Source organism: Streptomyces sp. NPDC031100 (genome assembly GCF_055570785.1).
The window spans coordinates 1-21,398 of record NZ_JBVIGN010000023.1; the positions used below are offsets into that span (position 1 = coordinate 1).

Here is a 21,398-nt window from a genome sequence, read left to right on the forward strand (position 1 = left end):
TCGACCACGTACTGGATCGCCGGCTTGTCCACGACCGGCAGCATCTCCTTCGGAGTGGCCTTGGTCGCCGGCAGGAACCGGGTACCCAGACCCGCCGCCGGGATGACGGCCTTGGAGATGGTGGGACGGGAAACCATGGAGTGCTCGTCTCTTTCGTTCTGCACGTCAGGCGCCGATGAGGCCACGCTCGCCGGCCGGCTGCAGCGGGATGTGCGCCTTGGCGAGGGCGGCCGGCGAGGGCGCCGGAGTCCGCTCGTCCAGGGGCACCACCGCGGGGGCGGCCTCCTGGCCGAGGAACAGACGGCGCACCACGCGCTCCGCCGCGTTCCCGTCGTCGTACTGCACGAACCGCTCGCGGAACGCGGCCCGCAGCTCGGCGGCCTCGCCGCTGTTCCAGGCGCCGGAACGGAAGGCCTCGATCAGCTCGTCCTCGCTGGTCGCGGTCGCGCCCGGGGTCTCGCCCGGCTCGCCGGAGAGAATGTCGAAGTAGACGCCGCGGGCCTTGCGGTAGACCTCCCAGTCGTCGGCGTAGGTGACGATCGGGCGGTCGAGGCAGGCGTAGTCGAACATGATCGAGGAGTAGTCCGTGATCAGCGCGTCGGCGGCCAGGCAGAGGTCCTCCACCACCGGGTACCGCGACACGTCCTTGATCAGGCCGCGCTCCTGCAGCGCCTCCAGCTGGGGGTCGGCGCCGTAGAAGTAGTGGGTGCGCACCAGGACGACGTAGCCCGGACCCAGCTCGCGGCAGAACCGCTCCAGGTCGATGCGGGGCACGTAGCCCTTCTGGTAGTCGCGCACCGTCGGGCAGTAGAGGATGGCGGTCTTGCCCTCCTCGATGCCGAGTTCACGGCGGATGCGCAGGACGTCCTCGCCGGTGGCCCGGAAGTAGACGTCGTTACGCGGGTAGCCGTACTCGACCGCCTCGAACGCGCAGGGGTACACCCGCTCCCAGATCTCCGTGGAGTGCTGGTTGGAGGTCAGGCTGAGGTCCCACTTGTCGGCCCGCTCCAGCATCTTGGCGAAGCTCATGTTCTTGGCGGCCGCCGGGTACCTCTGCTGGTCGATCCCCATCTGCTTGAGCGGGGTGCCGTGGTGGGTCTGCAGGTGGACCTGCTCCGGGCGCTTCACGAAGTTGTTCGGGAAGTTGACGTTGTTGACGAGGTACTTGGCGCGCGCCATGACCTCCCAGTAGCGGGGCGAGTTCGCCACCACGTAGTCCACGCCCGCGGGAATGGTGTCCACCGCGTCGCGCTTCACGATCCAGACGCCGTGGACGTTCGGGGCGAGTTCCTTCGCCTTCTCGTAGATGGCCGCGGGGTTGCAGGCGACGCCACGGTTCCAGTAGGCCGCGTAGACCGCGAGGTTCTCGTCCACGGGACGGCGCAGGTGCAGCCGGTACAGCCGGTCGTAGGCGGTCTTGCCGAGCTTGGTCTTCACCTTGGCAGCGCGCTTGATCATCTGGCGACGGGTGTTGCCGGCGGCCGTCACCGCGGCGTACGCCGTGTAGGAACCGCGCTCCAGCAGCTGGAAGCGGACGCCCTGCGAGCCCTCCGGCAGGACGAAGCCTTGCGGCTTGAAGCGCTTGTAGTTGGCGGCCGACAGCTTGAAGAACTCCGCGCGGTCCTTGGGGACGATGCGGTCCTCACGGGCCAGGGTGAACAGGTAGTGGCTGGCCGCGCGCTCGAACAGCAGCGCCCGCACCGGCTCCAGGTGGGGGCGCTCGTCGAGGAACTCGAAGAGTCGCTGGTACTGCTCGAAGATCCCGAAGTGCTTGCGGCCGGGCGTGCGCATGGAGTTGCCCTGGCGGCGCTGGCGGTACTCGACGCAGACGTGGTCGGTGGCGGCGATGCGCTCCGCGGTCAGCATGGTCTTGTAGACCATGAGGGCATCCTCGTAGATGCCGTCGGTGAAGGTGAAGTTGTGGTCGTCGACGTAGAACTCACGGCGGTAGGCGCGGTTCCACACGACGGCGAACATGCTGAGGTACTCGGGACGCTCCAGCGCCGTGAAGACGTCCGTGCCGGCGGCGGCGAGCATCTCGCCGGCCGCGCTCGCCTGGACCCGGTTGTTCCAGTACGTGCGGACGTGGTTGAGCAGCAGGATGTCGGGGTTGCCCGTGACCTCGAGGCGGTCGGCTATCGCCTGCAGGGCGCCGTCCGCGAGGGTGTCGTCGCTGTCGAGGAACAGGATGTACTCGCCGCGCGCCTTCAGCGCACCGGCGTCCCGCGCCTTTCCGATGCCCCGGTTCTCCTCGAAGTGCACAGGTATGACGCGGCTGTCGAGGGCGGCGTATTCATCGAGTATGCGGCCGCAGGAGTCGGGGGAGTGGTCGTCGATGGCGACGATCTCGAAGTCCTCGAAGGACTGGGAAAGTATGGAATCCAGGCATGCGCGGAGATATCCCTGAACTTTGTAAACAGGGACGACAACGCTTATCTTCGGCGAAGTGTTTCCATTCGCAACGGGCATGCTTGGGGCTCCTGGACGGTCGGTCAAACTCAACCGCGCCCCGCAGCCGGGGATGGGGTGCGGGACGCGAGAGGCACAAGGAGTGCAAGGTTAACGTTTGTAGAAGCCTACCGTACGTGCCCCTGTGGATGGTCCTACCGTACGTTCATCGACCCCTGGTCAACCGGGGTGTGTCAAGGCTCACGGGAGCCCCCATGCGGTTGTTCCGCGACGGTGCCGGTGCTCCGATCCGCTGATGTGATGAAGGTGTTGCCGTTCGGTGACACGGAGCCCTCCTTGTCGTACCGGATTCGACACCTATCTGCACGCCATGTCCGAATTCGCGGAGATGCATGCACCGGCACCGCCCGGGCGGCGTCCGTCCAGCGGACCGGAGCGCACGGTTCTTGCCCCTTGGCGTAGATTGCGACGCAGGGAGCACGCTCCGTGAAGACCGAAGGGGACGGACCGCAGGTGGCAAGGGCAAGGCAGGCCGTGGGCGAGGCCCGCAGGATCGTCGTCAAGGTGGGATCTTCCTCGCTGACCACCGCCGCCGGCGGTCTGGACGCCGACCGCGTCGACGCGCTCGTCGACGTGCTCGCCAAGAGCCGCAGCGGGGGAGAGAAGGAGATCGTCCTCGTCTCCTCCGGCGCCATCGCCGCAGGCCTCGCGCCGCTCGGCCTGCGCCGCCGCCCCAAGGACCTGGCCCGCCAGCAGGCCGCCGCCAGCGTCGGCCAGGGCCTGCTCGTCGCCCGCTACACCGCCTCCTTCGCCCGCTACGGCGTCCGCGTCGGCCAGGTCCTGCTCACCAGCGACGACATGAGCCGCCGCGCCCACCACCGCAACGCCTCCCGCACCCTGGACAAGCTGCTGGCGATGGGCGCCTTCCCGATCGTCAACGAGAACGACACCGTTGCCACGGACGAGATCCGCTTCGGCGACAACGACCGCCTGGCCGCCCTCGTCGCCCACCTCGTCCACGCCGACCTGCTGGTCCTGCTCTCCGACGTCGACGGCGTCTATGACGGCGACCCCAGCAAGCCGGGCACCTCGCGGATAGCGGAGGTACGGGGGCCCGAGGACCTCGCCGAGGTCGAGATCGGCAGCGCGGGCAAGGCCGGCGTCGGCACCGGCGGCATGGCCACCAAGGTCGAGGCCGCCCGGATCGCGGCCGCCGCGGGCATCCCGGTGGTGCTCACCAGCGCGATCCACGCGGCCGACGCCCTGGCCGGCGGCGACACCGGCACCTACTTCCACCCCAGCGCCAAGCGCTCCGGCGGCCGGCTGCTGTGGCTGCAGCACGCCTCCACCCCGCAGGGCTCCCTCACCCTGGACGACGGCGCGGTCAGCGCGGTGGTCGAGCGGCGCAAGTCGCTGCTGCCCGCCGGAATCGCCGCCGTCGAGGGCGAGTTCAGCGCCGGCGACCCCGTCGAGCTGCGCGACGGCACCGGACGCGCGGTGGCCCGCGGACTCGTCAACTTCGACGCCAAGGAGATCCCCCAGCTGATCGGGCGTTCGACCCGCGAGCTGGCGCGCGAGCTGGGCCCGGCGTACGAACGTGAGGTCGTACACAGGGACGACCTGGTGCTCCTGCACTCGTAACACTTGTAAAACCGCTCGTAAAACGGGGCGTAACGAACGCCCCCGCTGGGGGACGTTCCGTAAAACCGCCACGCGGAGCCCTGCGGCCTGCTCAACTTTGTCCCAGAGGCATGTTGAAGGGACACGTTCCGTCAAGAGGCATTGCGTGTAAGGAGACCGTCGTGAGACGAGTGCGCCCTGGGGCGGCGTCCCGCGGTGCTCTGACGAGCGTCGCGGCCGGTGACACCTACCAGGACTACGAGGAGCCCAAGGACCTGCCCCGCCTGTGGCACGTCACCCTCAGCGTCTCCGGGGAGAGTGTGCCGCTGCCGGACCTGCGGCGTGCCCTGGAACAGCTCGCCCACGACCACCCCTTCCTGCTGACCAGCAGATACGCGAGCGATCACGCGGAGATCCGGTACTGGGAGGAAGCCCGCGACCTGCACGACGCGGCCGCCGTCGCGCTGCGCCTGTGGGGCGAGCACCGGCAGACCGCCGGGCTGCCGGCCTGGGAGATCGTCGGCCTGGAGGTCATCGACCGCGAGACCTACCACCAGCGCATCGCCGAGGGATACGGCCCGGCCCCCGCCACTCCGGTCGGCATCCACCCCTTCTGACCTGCACCTCGAGATGACCCGCCGACGGTCCCCACGGTGTGGTGGCCCCCACGGCGCGGTCGGTGGCGACCACGGAACCCGCAGGGACTGCGGGCGCCGTCCCGTCTCGGCTTCCGGGACAATTGCCGCGTCCGCCTCCCGGCGCACTACCCTGCGAGCATGACCACGCTCTCGCCGTACGACGCCATGTCCCCGGTCACCCAGGCCGCCTACCGGGCCAAGGCCGCCGCCGCCGACCTCGCGCCGCTCCCGCGCGCCGTGAAGGACGACGCGCTGCTCGCCATCGCCGACGCCCTGGAGGTCCGGACCAGCGAGATCGTCGAGGCCAACGCCAAGGACGTGGCCAAGGCCCGGGAGAACGGCACCAGCGAGGCCATCGTCGACCGGCTCACCCTCACCCCCGAGCGAGTCCGCGCCATCGCCTCCGACGTCCGCGACGTCGCGAAGCTGCCCGACCCCGTCGGTGAGGTCGTCCGCGGCTCCACCCTCCCCAACGGCATCGACCTGCGCCAGGTCCGCGTCCCGCTCGGCGTGGTCGGCATCATCTACGAGGCCCGCCCGAACGTCACCGTCGACGCCGCCGCCCTCTGCCTGAAGTCGGGCAACGCCGTACTGCTGCGCGGCTCGGCCTCCGCCTACGAGTCCAACAGCGCACTCGTCCGGGTGATCCGGGACGCCGTCGGCGGCGCCGGGCTGCCCGCCGACGCCGTCCAGCTGGTGCCCGGCGAGAGCCGCGAGTCGGTGCGCGAGCTGATGCGCGCCCGCGGCCTGGTCGACGTGCTGATCCCGCGCGGCGGCGCCTCCCTGATCCAGACCGTGGTCAACGAGTCCACCGTCCCCGTCATCGAGACCGGCACCGGCAACTGCCACGTCTACGTCGACGCCCACGCCGACATCGACATGGCGATCGAGATCCTGATCAACTCCAAGGCCCAGCGGGTCAGCGTCTGCAACGCCGCCGAGACCCTCCTGGTCCACCAGGACATCGCCCCCGAGTTCCTGCCGCGCGCCCTCGACGCCCTCGCCGAGGCCGGCGTGACCGTACACGCCGACGAGCGCGTGCTCGCCTACGGCAAGGACTCCAAGGCCACCGTGGTCGAGGCCACCCCGGAGGACTGGGAGACCGAGTACCTGTCCTACGACATCGCCGCCGCCGTCGTGGACTCGCTGGACCGGGCCGTAGAGCACATCCGGCTGTGGACCTCCGGCCACACCGAGGCGATCGTCACCACCTCCCAGCAGGCGGCCCGCCGCTTCACCCAGCTGGTCGACTCCACCACCGTCGCCGTGAACGCCTCCACCCGCTTCACCGACGGCGGCCAGTTCGGCTTCGGCGCCGAGATCGGCATCTCCACCCAGAAGCTGCACGCCCGTGGCCCGATGGGCCTGCCGGAGCTGACCAGCACGAAGTACATCGTCACCGGCGACGGCCACGTGCGCCGCTGACCGACCTTGCGTAAAGGCGTCTCATCAGGCGGATGAATTTCCATACCGTCTGCCCAAATTGACCCCCCAGGTCTACTCTGGATCCGTGCCGGAGGACGTGGGGGGCACGCCGTTCCCTGACGGCTGGGAGCCCGACGACGACCACGACCACGGGGTGTCGGACGAAGAGTTCGCCTCCGTGGTCTTCGACGAGGCCTTCGTACAGGCGGCCGTGGTGCACGAGCCGACCGCCGTCGAGCGCCTCCTGGCCGCCGCGCAGGCCAGAGCCGAGGCCTCCGAGGCAGAAGCCCGCCGCGCCCACGCCAGAGGCGAGCGCTACGACGACGGGTACGGCTCCGACGGCACCGATTTCGGTCATGATCGGGACGACGACGAACTGGACGAGACGTACGTCCTCGGCGACCACGGCCGCGTCTTCGGGACCCATGGCAAGCAGGTCCGCTGGCATCGGCCCGTGGCCTGGGTGCTCGCGCTCGTGATGGGAATCGGCATGGTCGCGCTGGCCTTCGCCGCGGTCTACCGGGGCGCTTCCTCGCACACCCGGGACCGGATGCCGTCACCCACCTCGACCGGCCTGGAGCAGGGCGCGGCCTCGCCTCCCTCCGCCTCCGTCAACTCCTCCCAGCCGGCGATCTCGGCGATCCCCCGATCCCCCTGAACGCCCGCACACGTCGTTTGAACACCGGGCACAGGTCCTTGGTGAGAACCTGTCAGAAGTTGTCGTGTAGCAGGGCGTTTACCCGAGGCTCACGAGACCTACTCTGAAAGTATGGGCGGGCCTGGAGACCCACCGGAGGGGACACCCGAGGGCGGCCCCGCAGGTGGAGAGGACGAGTACCGATCCGTCGTGTTCGACGAGTCGTTCGTCCGTGCTGCCCGCCTCCAGGAGTACTCCGCGCAGGAGCGCATGGCCGACCACGCGCCCGCCGTACGCCGCCGCCCGCCCCTGCGCCGGGGACTGACCCGGCAGATCCTGATCCTCGCCGTGCTGATCGTCGTCGCCTTCGGCACCGCGGTCTACATGAGCGTCCGCCACACCTACGACGCCCCGCTGGCCCGGCGCCCCGTCGAGGCCCTGCGGATGACCGTCATCCCGCTCGCCCCACAGGGCAAGGTGCCCGGCGCCGCCGACGCCGAGACCCTGTACACGCACAGCCACGCCGCCCAGTTCGAGACCGGCGCCGCCGGAATCCCGCTGCCGGCCTCCCGCGGCACCGCGCACTTCTCCGACAGCCAGATCACGGCCGCCCTGAGCATCGCCAGGACCTACCTCGTCCGCTCCTCCCTCTACCCCGAGGTGCTCACCGGCCGCCAGGTCCGCCCGGCCCGCTCCCTCCTCGGCTCCGATCAGCTCGACCAGTTCGACCAGAGCTTCGACCACCCGGCGGCGGACGGCCGCCATGCCCCCACCGGCTGGCTGGTCCGCTTCGACCCCTCCCATGTGCAACTGGCCGACGACCGGATCCGCGTCCAGGGCACCCTGCAGGCCGGCGAGGCCGACTCGGCCACGCTGGAGGTCAGCGCCGACACGATCTTCGTCTACGCGCTGCGTCCGACCGGTGCCGCCGACGCCCCCGTGTCCCTGTTCACGATCCGGCGCGAGATCACGTTCCGCTTCGACCGCGACGACCTGCGCGTCGGCCAGACGCAACTGGCCACGTCCTACGCCCAGGCCGGCCCCATGTCCTGCGCGGAGGACTCCACCTCCTACCTCCACCCCCTCCTGGCCGGCCAGACCGCCCGGACAGGCGGCCCGGCAGGCACCGATCCCTATGCGACGGACAGCGCCACCGCCCTGTGCGGGACGCTGGCCGCTGGGGCTCAGCCGACGGCGTGAGGTGGGCTGACGGGGTGCGCTGTCGGGTGCGGGTGGGTGTTGCGGCTGCGTAGGTGGGGCTGGTCGCGCCCACGCGGCGGAGCCGCATGTCCTACGGCCCGGCGCCCCTGGGCGGGACCAGTTACTCCTCGTCCCGAGGGGGCGTGTCCTTCGGTCCCTCCTGGGACTGCGGCGGGCTCCGGAAGCCGTCGAAGCCGCGGCGGACCCGGCCGCCCAGGTCGCCGGCGCCGCCCGCAAGGTCCGTGACCAGCTTCATCAGCGGGTCCTTGGAGCTCTTCACGTCCTCCGCGTAGCTCGCGGCGGACTCGCGGAAGGAGCCACTGACCGAGGTGTCCTTGTCCTCGCTGCGGCGCGGGTAGTGGCCGTCCATGATCCGCTGGTAGTCCCGCGACTCGGCCCACTTCTTCAGCTCGGCCGCCCGGATGGTGGCGAATGGGTGCGAGCGGGGCAGCACGTTGAGGATCTTCAGCACCGAGTCGCGCAGATCGCCCCCGGACTCGTACTCCTCGGCCTGCTCCAGGAACGCGTCCACGTTCATCTCGTGCAGATGGTTGCCGCCCGCGATCTTCATCAGACCGCGCATGGAGGCCCGCAGATCCTGGCCCGCCAGCAGCCCGGCCCGGTCCGCGGACAGCTCCGACTTGCGGAACCACTCCCGCAGCGCCGTGACGATCGCCATGATCGCGAGGTTCCCCAGCGGGATCCAGGCGACCTTCAGCGCCAGGGTCGTCAGGAACAGCAGGATCGTGCGGTACACCGAGTGCCCGGACAGGGCGTGCCCCACCTCGTGCCCGACGACCGCCCGCATCTCCTCCTCGTCGAGCAGCTCGACCAGGCCCGTGGTGACCACGATGATCGGCTCGTCCAGCCCGATGCACATCGCGTTCGGCTGCGGATCCTGGTTGACGTACATCGGCGGGACCTTCTCCAGGTCCAGGATGTAACAGGCGTCCAGCAGCATGTCGTGCAGATGCTTGAACTGCCGCTCGGAGACGCGCACCGAGTCGGACAGGAACAGCAGTCTCAGGCTCCGCTCCGGAAGCAGCCCGCTGAGCGCCTTGAACACGGTGTCGAAACCGCTCAGCTTGCGCAACGCCACCAGGGCCGACCGGTCGGCCGGATGCTCGTACGCGCGCGAGGAGATCCCGGGGAAGCGCCTGCGCTGCCTGCTCGGCACGCTCTCGTGCCCCGTCTGCTCGCGGCCGTCGTCGGACATGTCTTCCCCCATGTGCGTATGAGTGCCCACTGTGCCCCCGAGGCAGGAGCCAGCCTAGGCGGAGATACCGTGGACGGGCAGTAAAGCCGAAGGAGTCCATGTCATGGAGCACCACCCCGCAGCCGCCTGGCTGACCGAGGCCGCGAGTGCCGTCCAGCAGCACGGGGCGGGAAATCTGCTCCGGGTCGTCCTGATCGTGATGGTCCTTGGCTGCGTACTGACCGCATGGTTCCTGCTGCGCGGCTACAAGCAGAAGGACGACTGACGGGCGCCGGAAGTTCCCCGCCGACGGCCGGCCCGTGCCCCGCGCCGGTCCCAACGGCGGAGTCGGCGTGATCGGCGCCGGGCCGCCCGCTTACGATGAGCCGACGTCTTTATCCCGCCCACACGCGATAGGTCCTGCCGAAGATGAGCTTCCACAGCACCGCTGCCCAGTTGGTCACCCTCGCCGCCGAGGGCGAGGAGCACGGCGGCCACCACAACAGCCTGAACCCGGCCGTCACCGGCGGCAGCGCTCTGATCATCCTGCTGCTCCTGCTGTGGATCACCACCCGCTTCAACCGCGACCGCTGACCCGGGACCCCGTCCCCGGCCGGGGCCCTCAGGCCGGGCCGGTAGGGTCTGCACGCATGGGAGAGCAGGACATGCCTACCGGTCCGGCGAACGAAGCGGCCGCCTACGCGGCCGACGACGCCGCCAGGAGCGCCTACCCGGCGGCCGGCACGGTGAGGACCCCGGAGTACGGGCCGGGCAACGGCCCCGCCCACACGGGCAAGCGCCGTCTCGGCGTCATGGGCGGGACGTTCGACCCGATCCACCACGGGCACCTCGTGGCGGCCAGCGAGGTCGCCGCGCAGTTCCATCTGGACGAGGTGGTGTTCGTGCCCACGGGCCAGCCGTGGCAGAAGACCCATCGCAAGGTGTCCCCGGCCGAGGACCGCTATCTGATGACGGTCATCGCGACCGCCGAGAACCCGCAGTTCTCCGTAAGCCGCATCGACATCGACCGCGGCGGCCCCACCTACACCGTGGACACCCTGCGCGACCTGCGGGCTCTCAACCCCGACACCGACCTCTTCTTCATCACCGGCGCCGACGCCCTCGCCCAGCTGCTGACCTGGCGTGACTCGGAGGAGTTGTTCTCCCTCGCGCACTTCATCGGCGTCACCCGGCCCGGCCACCACCTGACCGATCCCGGGCTGCCGGAGGGCGGTGTCACGCTCGTCGAGGTGCCGGCGCTCGCCATCTCTTCCACCGACTGCCGCGCGAGAGTCGCCAAGGGCGAGCCCATCTGGTACATGGTGCCGGATGGAGTCGTGCGCTACATCGACAAGCGCGAGCTGTACCGCGGCGAGTGAGCCGAGAGGGGCACCGGTGAACGACCGATACGACACGGGTTCCGCCGACCACGGCGCAGCCCCGTACGAACTCGTCGGCTACGACGAGTACGGGCAGCCCGTGTACCGGCAGATCCCGGCACAGCAGCAGTCCTACGATCCGTATGCCCAGCAGGGCTACGGCTACGACCCGTACGCCACGGGCGGCCTGCAGCAGTCGACGCCGTCCTACGACCCGTACGACACCGGTCAACAGCCGCCCGCCGCACCCTCCTACGACGGCTACGGCTCCCAGGCCCCCTACGACCCGTACGGCACCGGGACCCACGGCACCGCCGCCCCGTACGACCCCTACGGGCAGGCCGCGACCAGCGGGCAGCAGCCCCGGGTCGCCGAACAGACCGCGTACATCCCGCAGCAGGCCGGTCCGGCCGAGCGCACGCAGGCCCGGCAGGAGCCCGAGGAGCAGGCGGACGCGCGGGAACGGGACTACCACACCGGGCAGTTCGCGTTCGTGGAGGAGCCGGACGGCGACTCCGAGGACGTCATCGACTGGCTGAAGTTCACCGAGAACCGCACCGAGCGCCGCGAGGAGGCCCGCCGCCGCGCCCGCAGCCGGATCATCGCCCTCCTCGTCGTCCTCGCCCTCGTCGCCGTCGGCGGCGTCGGCTACCTCTGGTACGCCGGAAAACTGCCCGGCCTGTCCTCCTCCGGCTCCAAGACGGGCACGGCGACGCCGGTCACCGCCCAGAAGCGCGACGTGATCGTTGTCCACCTGCACAACACCGGCAAGGGCGGCACCTCCACGGCGCTGCTGGTCGACAACACCACCACGAAGCAGGGCACGACCGTCCTGCTGCCCAACTCTCTCGCGCTGAGCGGCGACGACGGCTCCACCACGACCCTCGCCAAGTCGGTCGACGACGACGGCTCCTCGGGCACCCGCGACCAGCTCGACACCGTCCTCGGCACCGACATCCAGGGCACCTGGCGCCTGGACACCCCCTACCTACAGAACCTCGTCGACCTGGTCGGCAGCATCGACATCGACACCAACGCCGACGTGCCCGACCCGGACGCGAAGAAGAAGGGCACCGCGCCGCTGGTCCACCGGGGCAAGGGCCAGACCCTCAGTGGCAAGATGGCCGTCGCCTACGCCACCTACCGCGCCTCCGGCGAGGCCCAGAACGCCCAGCTGGAGCGGTTCGGACAGGTCATGCAGGGTGTGCTGCGCAAGATCTCCTCCGACGCGGCGGACGCCACGGTCACCGTGCAGACCCTCGCGCAGATCCTCGACCCGCCGCTGACCGACAAGGACCTCGGCGCCTTCCTCGCCAAGCTCGCCGACCTCGCCAAGGGCGGCGACTACAGGACGGCCCTGCTGCCCGTGCAGTCCGACGGCACCTTGACGGCCAAGACCAGCGACAGCGTCGTGAAGGACATCCTCGGCGGCACCGCCAAGAGCCCCGACGCGGGCTCTGCGGTCCGGGTCTCCGTCCAGAACGCCACCGGTGTGAAGGACGACTCCGAGAAGGCCCGCGTGGTGCTCCTCAACGGCGGCTTCACCTTCCTCGAGGGCGGCACCGCCTCCAGCACCCGGGCCACCTCCAAGGTGCTCTACGCGGACTCCGCCGACAAGGCGAACGCCACCGAGGTCGCCAAGACCCTGGGCCTGCCCGCCGCCTCCGTGGCCAAGGGCACCGTCTCCTCCGGTGCCGACGTCTCGGTCGTCCTCGGCACCGACTACAAGCCCGCCTCCTCCTGACAGCGCCCGGGGCACCCCACGTGATGCCGTAATCACGTGGGGTGCGTCAGGCGGTCCGTGAGACCCTTGGTGTCAAGTGACCCCTTGACGGAAAGCCATGTAGTGACCGCCACCGATCGTTCCCTTGAGCTCATCAACACCGCCGCCCAGGCGGCGGCCGACAAGCTCGCCCACGACGTCATCGCCTACGACGTCAGCGACGTCCTGTCGATCACGGACGCATTCCTGCTGGCCTCCGCACCGAGCGACCGCCAGGTCAAGGCGATCGTCGACGAGATCGAAGAGCGCCTGCTGAAGGAGCGCGGCGCCAAGCCGGTACGCCGCGAGGGCGACCGCGAGGCCCGCTGGATCCTGCTCGACTACGTCGACATCGTCGTCCACGTCCAGCACAGCGAGGAGCGGGTCTTCTACGCCCTGGAGCGGCTGTGGAAGGACTGCCCCGAGCTCGAGCTGCCCGCCGACGCCAAGGCCACCCGCGGCAAGGCCGCGGAGCACGCCAAGCTGCAGGCCGCCGAGGCCGCCGACGAACCGGGCAGGGAGTGGTGATGAGCGCCACGGGCGAGGTGAGCGACCGCAAGGACCGGGGGCGCCGCATCATCCTGTGGCGCCACGGCCAGACCGCCTGGAACGTGGAGCGCCGCTTCCAGGGCACCACGGACGTCGAGCTGACCGAGACCGGCATCGGCCAGGCCCGCCGTGCCGCCCGGCTGCTCGCCTCCCTGGGACCCGACGCGATCGTCTCCTCGGACCTGCAGCGGGCCTCGAACACGGCCGCCGAGCTGGCTGCCCTCACCGGCCTCGACGTCGTCCGCGAGGAGGGCCTGCGGGAGACCTACGCGGGCGTCTGGCAGGGGCTGACGCACGACGAGATCATCGCCCGCTACGGCGAGCAGTACGCCGCCTGGAAGCGCGGTGAGCCGGTCCGCCGCGGCGGCGGCGAACTGGAGACCGAGGTCGCCGACCGTGCCGCACCTGTCGTGCTGCGGCACGCCGAGAAGCTGACGGAGGACGGCACCCTCGTGGTGGTCAGCCACGGCGGCACCATCCGGACCACCATCGGCCGTCTCCTCGGCCTGGAGGCCGGCCACTGGGAGAGCCTCGGCGGTCTCTCCAACTGCTGCTGGTCGGTGCTCGGCGAAGGCGCCCGCGGCTGGCGGCTGCTGGAGCACAACGCGGGCACCCTCCCGGAGCCCGTCCTCGGCGACGACGACTGAGCGGCCCGAGGGCCCGCCGTTCCCGGCCCGGGGACCCGGATTTCACTTTCCGGCAGGTCGCAGGCTAAAGTTCTTCTTGTTCGCCCCGCCGAGCGGGAAGAACACCAGGGGCTATAGCTCAGTTGGTAGAGCGCCTGCATGGCATGCAGGAGGTCAGGAGTTCAATTCTCCTTAGCTCCACGGATCGACACTCTGTTGAGTTGTCAAAGATCGGTGATGAGAATCCCGTCCCCTCAGGGGGCGGGATTTTCTGTATTCCATCGACGGATGATCTCGGCGGCCTCCCCGTCGGTCGGCGGCCACAGCGGCTGTCTCCGTTCTCTCAGCAACGCGACCTTCGCGCGCGCGTCTTCGTCAGCCGGCGTGTAGATCACGATCCGGCACTCGGGCATCCCGTCGATGGACAGCGACTGCGAGGTCATCCGCATCTCGCCCACCCTCTGGTGACGGAACGTCTTCACCCGCGGCCCCGGCGGCGTCACCTCCCCGCTCGCCCACAGCGTCGCGAAGTAGGGGCTCGCAGCCGACAGCCCGCGTATGTACTCCTCCCAGGCCGGCTCGCCCACGTGTCTGCCGTACGCCGACCGCAGCGTCGCGACCATCACCGGCAGCTCGCACTGCCGGTGCACCACCGGACAGGTCTCCTCCGGAATCGTGAACAGCGTCCACAACACGTTGGCCACACCGATCCGGAGGGTCTCCGGCACCACGAACAGGTCGCGGTAGGGCGCGTTGGTGGCGAGGACGTCGTACCGCGAGTTGTAGACCACCGCGAGCAGCGGGTCGAGGGCGTCGATGATGCCCTGGACCTCCGGGCCGATCCGGCGGGTGAGGCTCTCGGGGGCCGGCTCGAAGGGCACCTCCGCCAGCCGGTACAGGTGCTCGCGCTCCGGCGGGTCCAGCCGCAGCGTTCGCGCGACCGCGTCCAGCACCTGCGGAGAGGCGTTGATCGGCCGCCCCTGCTCCAGCCACGTGTACCAGGTCACCCCCACGCCCGAGAGCTGGGCGACCTCCTCCCGGCGCAGCCCCGGCGTGCGCCGCCGCAGCCCCGGCGGCATGCCCACGTCGGCCGGTGTCACCCTGGCCCGCCTGCTGCGCAGAAAGGCGGCCAGCTCCGGCCTGCGGCGCTGTGTCGTCGTCCCCATCGTCGATCCCCCGTCCCCCGTCGTCCCGTCCCCATGGTCGGCACCCGGCCCGGGCGCTGCCAGGTGCTGCCAGTACCAGCATCAGCGGGCACTCGGCACCCGTACCGGCCCGTCGTCAGGCTCGACGCCATGACGACGACATCTCGAACCGGGCCGAGTCCCGCGCCCGTTCCGAACCCTGCGATCAGTGAACCACTCGCCACTGACAGTGAGGCCTTCGTCGCCGACGGCTCGGCAGCTGCCGATGGCGGTACATCACCTGTCACTCACAGTGAACCACCCGCCACTGACAATCGGTCCCGACTGCTGCTTGCGGCGCTCCTCACCGCCTTGTTCATGGCGGCCCTCGACGTCTTCATCGTGAACGTCGCGGCCCCCACCATCGGTTCCGACCTCCATGCCTCGGGCGCCGACCTGCAGCTGGTGGTCGCCGGCTACGCCATCACCTACTCCGTGCTGCTGATCACCGGCGCCCGGCTCGGTGACCGGTTCGGCCACGGCCGGGTCCACCTCGCCGGGCTCGCCCTGTTCACCGCGGCCTCGCTCGCCTGCGGCCTGGCACAGGGGGCGACCGAGCTGATCGTGTTCCGGCTGGTGCAGGGCGCCGGAGCGGCGCTGATGATCCCGCAGGTGCTCAGCCTGATCCAGCGCACCTTCACCGGCGAGGCCCGGGCCCGGGCGCTCGGCGCCTACTCGGCGGTCCTCGCCGTCGGTGCGGCGGCCGGGCAGGTCACGGGCGGTGTGCTGGTCAGTGCCGATCTGTTCGGCACCGGCTGGCGGCCCGTGTTCCTGGTCAACGGGCCGGTGGGCGTGCTCCTGCTGGTGCTGGGCCGACGGGTCCTGCCGGCGAGCCGCGCAACCGAGCCCGAGCGGGCACGCCCCCTCGACCTGCCCGGACTCGTTCTGCTCGGTGCAGCCGTGTCGCTGCTCACCGTCCCGCTGGTGCTCGGGCAGGAGGAGAACTGGCCGCTGTGGTCCTGGCTGTCGCTGGCCGCCGCCGTCGTGCTGTTCGCCGTGTTCTGCGGCCATGAATCCCGGCTGGCCGGGCGCGGCGGTGCCCCGCTGATCGCGCTGCGGGTCCTGCGGCACCCCGGCATCGGCCTGGCCGTGGTCCGCCTCCTGGTCGTCATGTCGGTCAACGCCGGCTTCCTCTTCGCGCTGACACTGCACGTCCAGGGCGGTCTCGGCTACAGCGCCCTGCGAGCCGGTCTGAGCTTCGCGCCGACCGCGGTCGTCTTCGGCGCGGTCAGTCTGACCTGGCGGAAGTGGCCCGCTGCCTGGCAGCGGGCGCTCACCCCGGCAGGTTTCGCGCTCACGGCGGTGTCCGCGGCTGTGGTGGGCCTGGCCTTCCGCGGCGGCGGTGACGGGGGAGCGGTGCTGTACGCCGGGTACGCCGGTGTGGGGGTCGGGCTGGCGCTCGCCTTCAGCCCGACGCTCACGGGCGCACTGGCCACCGTGCGGCCCGAGGACGCGGCGGACGCCAGCGGGCTGCTGGCGACGGTCGTCCAGCTCGGCCAGCTGATCGGGGTGGCGGTATTCGGCACACTGTTCCTGAACCGGCTTGAGTCACTCGGGGCTCTGCGGGCGTATACCTCTGCGGAGGCGTTCTCGGTGTGTGCATGGGCGCTGGCCGGAACGGCCGCAATGGGGGCCGTGGCCGGACTGGTACTGAGGCGTCGCTGACCGTATTGGTCCGGCCGTGGCAGAATCAAACGGCCGGAAGGGGGCGCGGCCCGACGGGAGGGAGTAGCGATGCCTGCGAGCATCCATGAGGAGGGCGGCCACCTCCTCGGTGCGGCGTTGATACGGGATACGGCCACCCGGCTCAGCTGCCCTTCCTGCGGTTCCGCGCGTGTGGCCCAGGTTCTCGGCGACAACGGCGGAATCTCCTACGTGTGCACGGCCTGCGGCCACAGCTGGAGCTGATCGATGGGTGCACACCGGCGAAAGTGCGACTGGTGCGGGAGCGGAACGCCGATCGTCCGTGACATGGAGCCGATCAATCCCGACTACCAGTACTGGTGCGAGGAATGCGCGCGGGCGCTGATCATAAAAGGCGACCCGATCGAGACCTACCGCGAGCTGGAGGGCGAGCCGATCTACGGCCGTCTGCTCGAAGAGCACTGCACGCTGAAGAGGTTCTACTCCTTCGTCACCGCTTGACGCGTCTGCGACCGCGGCCGGGACCTCGGCAACGATGTCCTGGCCAGCGCGAGGAACAGCACACCGGCCACTCCGTAGAGGGCCGACAGCATCAACTGGCCGACCGTCTGGTGCAGTTCGGGCCGCCTTGTGCCGTGCGGCACCCACCACGGGGCGTACGAGCAGAAGACCAGCGCCGTGCCCAGGGCGGCCGCCCGGTGTGTGTGCGCCCACAGCAGCAGTACCAGAGGTACGCACCACACCCAGTGGTGTGTCCACGAGACCGGGCTGATCAGCAGTGCCGTGACCGCGCAGGCGCAGACCGCCCAGGGCCGCGACCCGCGCAGCTCGGCCGTCACCGCCAGCGTGAGCCCCAGGAGGCCCACCACGGTCGCGGCGGCCGCCCAGAGGGCTCCCGGGTCGGGGGAGTGCAGCAGACGGGCCAGAACGCCGCGCAGGGCCTGGTTGGCGGTGGCCTCGACGTGCCCGGCCCGGTCCGCGCGGAACACGATGTCGGTCCAGAACCGCCACGAGTCGTACGGCAGGACGGCTGCCGCGAGCAGAGTCGCCCCGGCGAACGCGGCCGCTGCCCCGCGCGCGGGGCGCATCCAGGGCCCTGCGTCCCCGCCTCGGAGGTGGGCGACGGCGCCCGTCGTGAGCAGGAACACCGGGAACAGTGCGGGCGTCAGCTTGACCGCCGCGGCGAGTCCGAGCCCCGCTCCGGGCCAGCGGCCGTACCCGTCGACGGGCCGGCGGGACAGGTCCCACAGCACCAGGGCGGCCAGCAGCAGGTTGACCTGGCCGTAGCGCAGGGTCGTCCACACCGGCTCGCACCACACCGCCACCGCCGCGACCCACCAGACGCTCTCCACGCGCGCGTGGCCGACGAGTTTCAGCGACAGCCGTACGAACACCACGAGGAGGGCGAGATTCCCCGCTGTCGCCAGTAGCCGCAGCGTCATGGGATCCGGCAGGGTCAGCGCGGTGAACAGCAGGGCCGCGAACGGCGGGTAGGTGGCGGGCAGGTGCGCGGCGGTCGCCCGCAACGCGTACAGGTCGCCTCCCGCGCGGACGGTGGCCCCCTCGGCCCGGTACACCATCAGGTCGACCATCGACACGTGGGCGGCCCGCTGGGCCAGCCAGAACGCCGTGAAGGACACCAGGCACGCGCCCACGGCCACCGGCACCCGGCGACGGGCTCCGGAGAACGCGATCAGGGTCACGAATGCAGACAATATCTCCCGTACGGGAGCAGACCGGAAACCGATTTGGTACTGCACCCCGGTGACCGTGTAATGTTGGCGTCGCCGCCGGGGAAACCGGGCGACACGGTCGATATGCGGCTCTGCCGCGTGGCCGCAAGGGGCTATAGCTCAGTTGGTAGAGCGCCTGCATGGCATGCAGGAGGTCAGGAGTTCAATTCTCCTTAGCTCCACAGAAGTCGAAGGCGGACCTTCCTAATGGAAGGTCCGCCTTCGACGTGTTTGCACGACGGTTCCGGAGCATGCGGTGTGTTCCAGAGGACGCGCTATACGACGGCGGGTCACCCGAGCGGGTGACCCGCCGTCGGTGTGCTCAGCGCCCGAGGGCGCGGCGGCCGCGGCCCTGGGACAGGACGGGCAGGTTGCGCGACGGCGCCTGCCCGCGCGTGTCCTCCTCGATGCGCAACGCCAGCGCCGGGCAGCGGCGTACCGCCCGCAGCGCCTTCGCCTCCGCATAGCGCGGCACCTGGGCCTGCGCCACGGTCGGGAACCCGTCCGCGCCCAGTTCGAAGACCTCCGGGAGGATGTCGGCGCACAGACCGTGGCCCCGGCACAGCGTCCAGTCGACGTAGATCTTCTGGCGGCTTGCGCCGGTCTCCTCGGGCTCTCCGCCGCCCGGGATGCCCGTAGGGGCCCTGCCCCCCTCGAAGAGCGGCAGAACGCCCTCCACGGGCCGTCCGCAGCCGTTTCCGAGGACGTGCGCGGCCAGGTCGTCGGTGAACGCCTTGATGGTCGACTCCAGGAACATCGCGGAGCCGTCGGGGTGCGAACACGCCCCGCGTCGCTTCACGTTCTTCGCGACCTGCTTGAGCGCCTCCAGGGCGGCCGGTCCGCCGCCGTTGAGGATGTCCTCCATGCCGCGCGCGGCGGCGGGCAGTCCGAGGTAGCAGGGGCCGCACTGGCCGGCGCTCTCCTCCGCCAGCCACTGGGCCACCCGCAGTGACTCGCCCAGCGGGCAGGTTTCCTGGCTGATCGGCAGGATCGCGCCCGCGCCCAGCGAACCCCCCACCGCGTCGAGGGAGTTGCGGGAGACGATCGCCTCGTTGACCGTGGCGGCGTCGATCCACTTGCCGTGGTAGCCGCCGGTCAGCACGCCCTGCGGTACCGGCGGCGCGCCGGCCAGCTGCAGCACGTAGCGCAGCGGCACGCCCGTGGGGACCTCGAGCACCATCGGGCGGGCGACGGCGCCGGAGACCGTGAGCATGACGGTGCCCGGCTCGTCGTACAGGCCGGTGTTGCCGTAGCGCTCGGGCCCGATCCGGGCGGCGATGGCCAGCTGTGCGAACGTCTCCGCGTTCGACAGCAGTGTGGGCGCACCGCCGACGCCGGACTGCGAGGCGCTGATCTTGCGGCCGGGCGGGATCGCCGGGCCGCCGTCGATCGAGCGGATCAGTGACGCGGCGGCGCCGGTGACCATGCGCACGGGGTTGCGCTGCACCCACGCGCGCAGTGCCGATCGACGGCTGTTGCTCAGGCCGCGTTCGGCGAGCGCGGCCTCCATGGAGCGCTGGGTGGACTCCCGGGTGACCCCGATCACGAGCGTGCGGGCACCGAGGGCCTCGGCGCACAGCAGGGCGCCGTCCAGGATGAGGTGCGGGGCGCGGTTGATGAGCACCGTGTCCTTGCGGCAGGCCGGCTCGTCCTCACTGCCGTTGACGACGACGACCGGCCGCACGCCGCGTTTGATCGCCGACTCGGCGACCGAGCGCAGCTTCTTGTGGAAGGGGAAGCCCGCGCCGCCGCGGCCCTTCAGATTGATGCGCTCGGCGAGTTGGGCGAGCTGTTCGCCGCCCAGCGGATCGAGCGGCCCGTGCACCTTCAGATGCATGGGCAGGTCGAGCCGCTCCACAAGGTCGAAGCCCGACGTGAGCTGGGGAAGACCGACCACGCGGACTTCTGGGACGTCGGGCAGGGCCTCGTTCACCTATAGCCTCCGGAAGGCATGTTCCAAGGTTCGCCCGAACCCGGCGTGTCGAAGGAGGCGCCGGGGGTTGGTTCAGTGGCGGGACCGCTGTTGAACGTGTCACCCGAGTTGTACGTGCCGTACAGGTTGTTCGTCTCACCGGTGTCGTACACGTCACTTCCGCCGTATCCGCCGGTGCCCGAATTGCCGTAGACGGGGATGTTGTATCCGGTGTCCTGCAGTGGGTCGTACGCCGAACGCGGGGCCTCGCCGACCGGCGGCGGGGACGGGATCGGCCAGCTGCCCGAGGTGCTGGACGGGCCGTCCACGCGCGGGATCGCCTCCGTGGCCTGCAGATCGAGCGGCAGGTCCATACGGGCGGTCTGGCCGGCCGCGAACGGCTGCTGCTGGGGGCGGCCCGGAGTGGACACCGCGCGGTAGGCCGCCGCGAAGCCGGACGCGGGCTCCGGGGCCGGGGTCGGGGTCGCGGGGGTCTGGTACAGCGGTGCGGAGGCGGGGCCCGGCGCGTCGGCGGGCGACGCCTTCGGCTCGCGCCGGCCCTCGAAGCCCGCCAGGCCGGACTCGGCGACCCGGGAGCGGCTCGCGTCGAGGTCCTCGAGCCCCGGCCGCTCCGAGCTGCCCAGGACGGCGACGAGCCGGTCGGCGACCTTGCGCTTGAAGGGGCGCGGCGCCGAGCGCAGCGCGAGGGCGCCCATGACGCCCAGCAGGGAGAGGCTGTAGAGGATCACGAAGATCGGCTTGGCCTGGCGACCCGCGTAGAGGCCGTGGATCAGCGCCGCGCACCAGGCCGGGTAGGCCAGCATGTGCATGGCCCGCCAGCGGGCGGCCACGGGAGCCGGGGTGGCGAAGTTGCTGCGCAGGGCGCCGGTGATGCCCACGAAGATCATGAGCAGGCCCGCCAGCGAGCCCAGTCCGATCAGGCCGGCGCTTCCGGTGACGCCGAGCGAGAACGGGATGATCGCCGCGATCAGCTGGGTGTGGTCCAGCGCGATCTTGGTGGTGATGTGCAGCAGCAGGAACGCGATCGAGGCGACCGCGGTCGTCCGGTGCACGGCCTGGCCGACGATCCGCTGCCGCGTGTTCAGGAAGATCCGGTCCTGCGCGAACAGGCCCCAGATCACCGAACAGCTCAGTGAGACAAGGGACAGGACGCCCGCGCCGAAGTTCAGGAACTCGCGGAACTGGCTGCCTCCGACCAGCACGACCACGGGTATGAGCAGCAGGACGACGGCGGACGCCACCCCATAGGCCGACCGGCCCGGCTTGGGGAGCGAACTGTTACTACGACGAGGGTTCATGGGGGCAACTCCGAGCAGTTTCGGGAAGGCGGTCCCGCTGCCGAACTCTAGGTGGCGCCATACCGATCAGTACGAGCTTTGAGTTATTGCGTTGTTATCAAAGGACAATGTGCTTGGGATGTTGTCCCATAGCGGGTGTTACGCGAAGTAATCTTTGACCTTGGTT

General features: G+C 70.4%; 21 protein-coding genes and 2 tRNA genes. 16 read left to right on the forward strand and 7 right to left on the reverse strand.

The window, feature by feature from the left end; genetic code table 11:
• Window positions 1–137, reverse strand: a 137-nt coding sequence (locus ACZ5DS_RS40610; RefSeq protein WP_351248458.1) for a sugar phosphate nucleotidyltransferase, incomplete at its 3' end; no start/stop codon positions are given.
• 28 nt (window positions 138–165) lie between these two features.
• The gene (locus tag ACZ5DS_RS40615; RefSeq protein ID WP_468249036.1) at window positions 166–2,469 is read right to left on the reverse strand and encodes a bifunctional glycosyltransferase/CDP-glycerol:glycerophosphate glycerophosphotransferase; all 2,304 of its coding nucleotides are present in this window, start codon (window positions 2,467–2,469) and stop codon (window positions 166–168) included.
• Window positions 2,470–2,943: 474 nt separating this feature from the next.
• Between ACZ5DS_RS40615 and proB the strand changes: the two genes are divergently transcribed.
• The 5 genes from proB (at window position 2,944) to ACZ5DS_RS40640 (ending at window position 7,929) form a co-directional block, all read left to right on the forward strand.
• Window positions 2,944–4,050, forward strand: a complete 1,107-nt coding sequence (gene proB, locus ACZ5DS_RS40620; RefSeq protein WP_468249219.1) for a glutamate 5-kinase — start codon at window positions 2,944–2,946, stop codon at window positions 4,048–4,050.
• Window positions 4,051–4,211: 161 nt separating this feature from the next.
• Complete coding sequence (locus tag ACZ5DS_RS40625; RefSeq protein ID WP_468249038.1) at window positions 4,212–4,646, forward strand: hypothetical protein; 435 nt, start codon at window positions 4,212–4,214, stop codon at window positions 4,644–4,646.
• A gap of 159 nt (window positions 4,647–4,805) precedes the next feature.
• Complete coding sequence (locus tag ACZ5DS_RS40630; protein WP_468249040.1) at window positions 4,806–6,092, forward strand: glutamate-5-semialdehyde dehydrogenase; 1,287 nt, start codon at window positions 4,806–4,808, stop codon at window positions 6,090–6,092.
• Window positions 6,093–6,177: 85 nt separating this feature from the next.
• On the forward strand, window positions 6,178–6,750 hold the full coding sequence (locus ACZ5DS_RS40635; protein WP_468249043.1) for an SCO2584 family spore wall biosynthesis protein: 573 nt from the start codon (window positions 6,178–6,180) through the stop codon (window positions 6,748–6,750).
• Between the two features lie 111 nt (window positions 6,751–6,861).
• Window positions 6,862–7,929: an SCO2583 family membrane protein gene (locus ACZ5DS_RS40640; RefSeq protein ID WP_468249045.1), complete on the forward strand. Its 1,068-nt coding sequence runs from the start codon at window positions 6,862–6,864 to the stop codon at window positions 7,927–7,929.
• A 121-nt stretch (window positions 7,930–8,050) separates the two neighbouring features.
• Here ACZ5DS_RS40640 and ACZ5DS_RS40645 read toward each other — a convergent pair whose 3' ends face one another.
• The gene (locus ACZ5DS_RS40645) at window positions 8,051–9,145 is read right to left on the reverse strand and encodes a M48 family metallopeptidase (RefSeq protein ID WP_468249048.1); all 1,095 of its coding nucleotides are present in this window, start codon (window positions 9,143–9,145) and stop codon (window positions 8,051–8,053) included.
• Between the two features lie 103 nt (window positions 9,146–9,248).
• Between ACZ5DS_RS40645 and ACZ5DS_RS40650 the strand changes: the two genes are divergently transcribed.
• From ACZ5DS_RS40650 to ACZ5DS_RS40680, 7 genes are all read left to right on the forward strand, one after another.
• The gene (locus tag ACZ5DS_RS40650; RefSeq protein ID WP_468249050.1) at window positions 9,249–9,410 is read left to right on the forward strand and encodes a hypothetical protein; all 162 of its coding nucleotides are present in this window, start codon (window positions 9,249–9,251) and stop codon (window positions 9,408–9,410) included.
• 143 nt (window positions 9,411–9,553) lie between these two features.
• Window positions 9,554–9,718: a hypothetical protein gene (locus ACZ5DS_RS40655; RefSeq protein ID WP_468249053.1), complete on the forward strand. Its 165-nt coding sequence runs from the start codon at window positions 9,554–9,556 to the stop codon at window positions 9,716–9,718.
• A 56-nt stretch (window positions 9,719–9,774) separates the two neighbouring features.
• The gene (nadD, locus tag ACZ5DS_RS40660; RefSeq protein ID WP_468249055.1) at window positions 9,775–10,503 is read left to right on the forward strand and encodes a nicotinate-nucleotide adenylyltransferase; all 729 of its coding nucleotides are present in this window, start codon (window positions 9,775–9,777) and stop codon (window positions 10,501–10,503) included.
• Between the two features lie 16 nt (window positions 10,504–10,519).
• On the forward strand, window positions 10,520–12,247 hold the full coding sequence (locus ACZ5DS_RS40665; protein ID WP_468249058.1) for an LCP family protein: 1,728 nt from the start codon (window positions 10,520–10,522) through the stop codon (window positions 12,245–12,247).
• Between the two features lie 102 nt (window positions 12,248–12,349).
• Window positions 12,350–12,793 carry a ribosome silencing factor gene (gene rsfS / locus ACZ5DS_RS40670; RefSeq protein ID WP_468249061.1) on the forward strand — a complete coding sequence of 148 codons (444 nt, stop codon included), beginning with the start codon at window positions 12,350–12,352 and terminating at the stop codon, window positions 12,791–12,793.
• Window positions 12,793–13,461, forward strand: a complete 669-nt coding sequence (locus ACZ5DS_RS40675; protein ID WP_468249064.1) for a histidine phosphatase family protein — start codon at window positions 12,793–12,795, stop codon at window positions 13,459–13,461. Before rsfS ends, ACZ5DS_RS40675 begins: the two co-directional genes overlap by 1 nt.
• A 107-nt stretch (window positions 13,462–13,568) precedes the next feature.
• Window positions 13,569–13,641: transfer RNA gene (locus ACZ5DS_RS40680), tRNA-Ala, on the forward strand.
• A gap of 53 nt (window positions 13,642–13,694) precedes the next feature.
• Here the strand turns inward: ACZ5DS_RS40680 and ACZ5DS_RS40685 are convergent.
• Window positions 13,695–14,606 carry a helix-turn-helix transcriptional regulator gene (locus ACZ5DS_RS40685; protein ID WP_468249066.1) on the reverse strand — a complete coding sequence of 304 codons (912 nt, stop codon included), beginning with the start codon at window positions 14,604–14,606 and terminating at the stop codon, window positions 13,695–13,697.
• Between the two features lie 129 nt (window positions 14,607–14,735).
• Here ACZ5DS_RS40685 and ACZ5DS_RS40690 point away from each other — a divergent pair, with 129 nt between their 5' ends.
• From ACZ5DS_RS40690 to ACZ5DS_RS40700, 3 genes are all read left to right on the forward strand, one after another.
• On the forward strand, window positions 14,736–16,289 hold the full coding sequence (locus ACZ5DS_RS40690) for an MFS transporter (protein ID WP_468249069.1): 1,554 nt from the start codon (window positions 14,736–14,738) through the stop codon (window positions 16,287–16,289).
• A 69-nt stretch (window positions 16,290–16,358) separates the two neighbouring features.
• Window positions 16,359–16,532, forward strand: coding sequence for a hypothetical protein (locus ACZ5DS_RS40695; protein ID WP_468249072.1), 174 nt, complete (start codon window positions 16,359–16,361; stop codon window positions 16,530–16,532).
• A 3-nt stretch (window positions 16,533–16,535) separates the two neighbouring features.
• Window positions 16,536–16,769 carry a hypothetical protein gene (locus ACZ5DS_RS40700; protein ID WP_006136074.1) on the forward strand — a complete coding sequence of 78 codons (234 nt, stop codon included), beginning with the start codon at window positions 16,536–16,538 and terminating at the stop codon, window positions 16,767–16,769.
• On the opposite strand, the gene ACZ5DS_RS40705 is transcribed toward ACZ5DS_RS40700, so the two are convergent.
• The gene (locus tag ACZ5DS_RS40705) at window positions 16,748–17,971 is read right to left on the reverse strand and encodes a glycosyltransferase 87 family protein (protein WP_468249074.1); all 1,224 of its coding nucleotides are present in this window, start codon (window positions 17,969–17,971) and stop codon (window positions 16,748–16,750) included. The two genes, ACZ5DS_RS40700 and ACZ5DS_RS40705, sit on opposite strands and share 22 nt — an antisense overlap.
• A 139-nt stretch (window positions 17,972–18,110) precedes the next feature.
• On the opposite strand from ACZ5DS_RS40705, the gene ACZ5DS_RS40710 reads away from it, so the two are divergent.
• Window positions 18,111–18,183: transfer RNA gene (locus ACZ5DS_RS40710), tRNA-Ala, on the forward strand.
• Between the two features lie 140 nt (window positions 18,184–18,323).
• Here the strand turns inward: ACZ5DS_RS40710 and ACZ5DS_RS40715 are convergent.
• On the reverse strand, window positions 18,324–19,934 hold the full coding sequence (locus ACZ5DS_RS40715; RefSeq protein ID WP_468249077.1) for an NADH-ubiquinone oxidoreductase-F iron-sulfur binding region domain-containing protein: 1,611 nt from the start codon (window positions 19,932–19,934) through the stop codon (window positions 18,324–18,326).
• A complete protein-coding gene (locus ACZ5DS_RS40720; protein ID WP_468249079.1) occupies window positions 19,931–21,232 on the reverse strand; it encodes a cytochrome b/b6 domain-containing protein in 1,302 nt (433 codons plus the stop codon). The genes ACZ5DS_RS40715 and ACZ5DS_RS40720 overlap by 4 nt, the downstream gene beginning before the upstream one ends.
• Window positions 21,233–21,398: the final 166 nt, after the last annotated feature.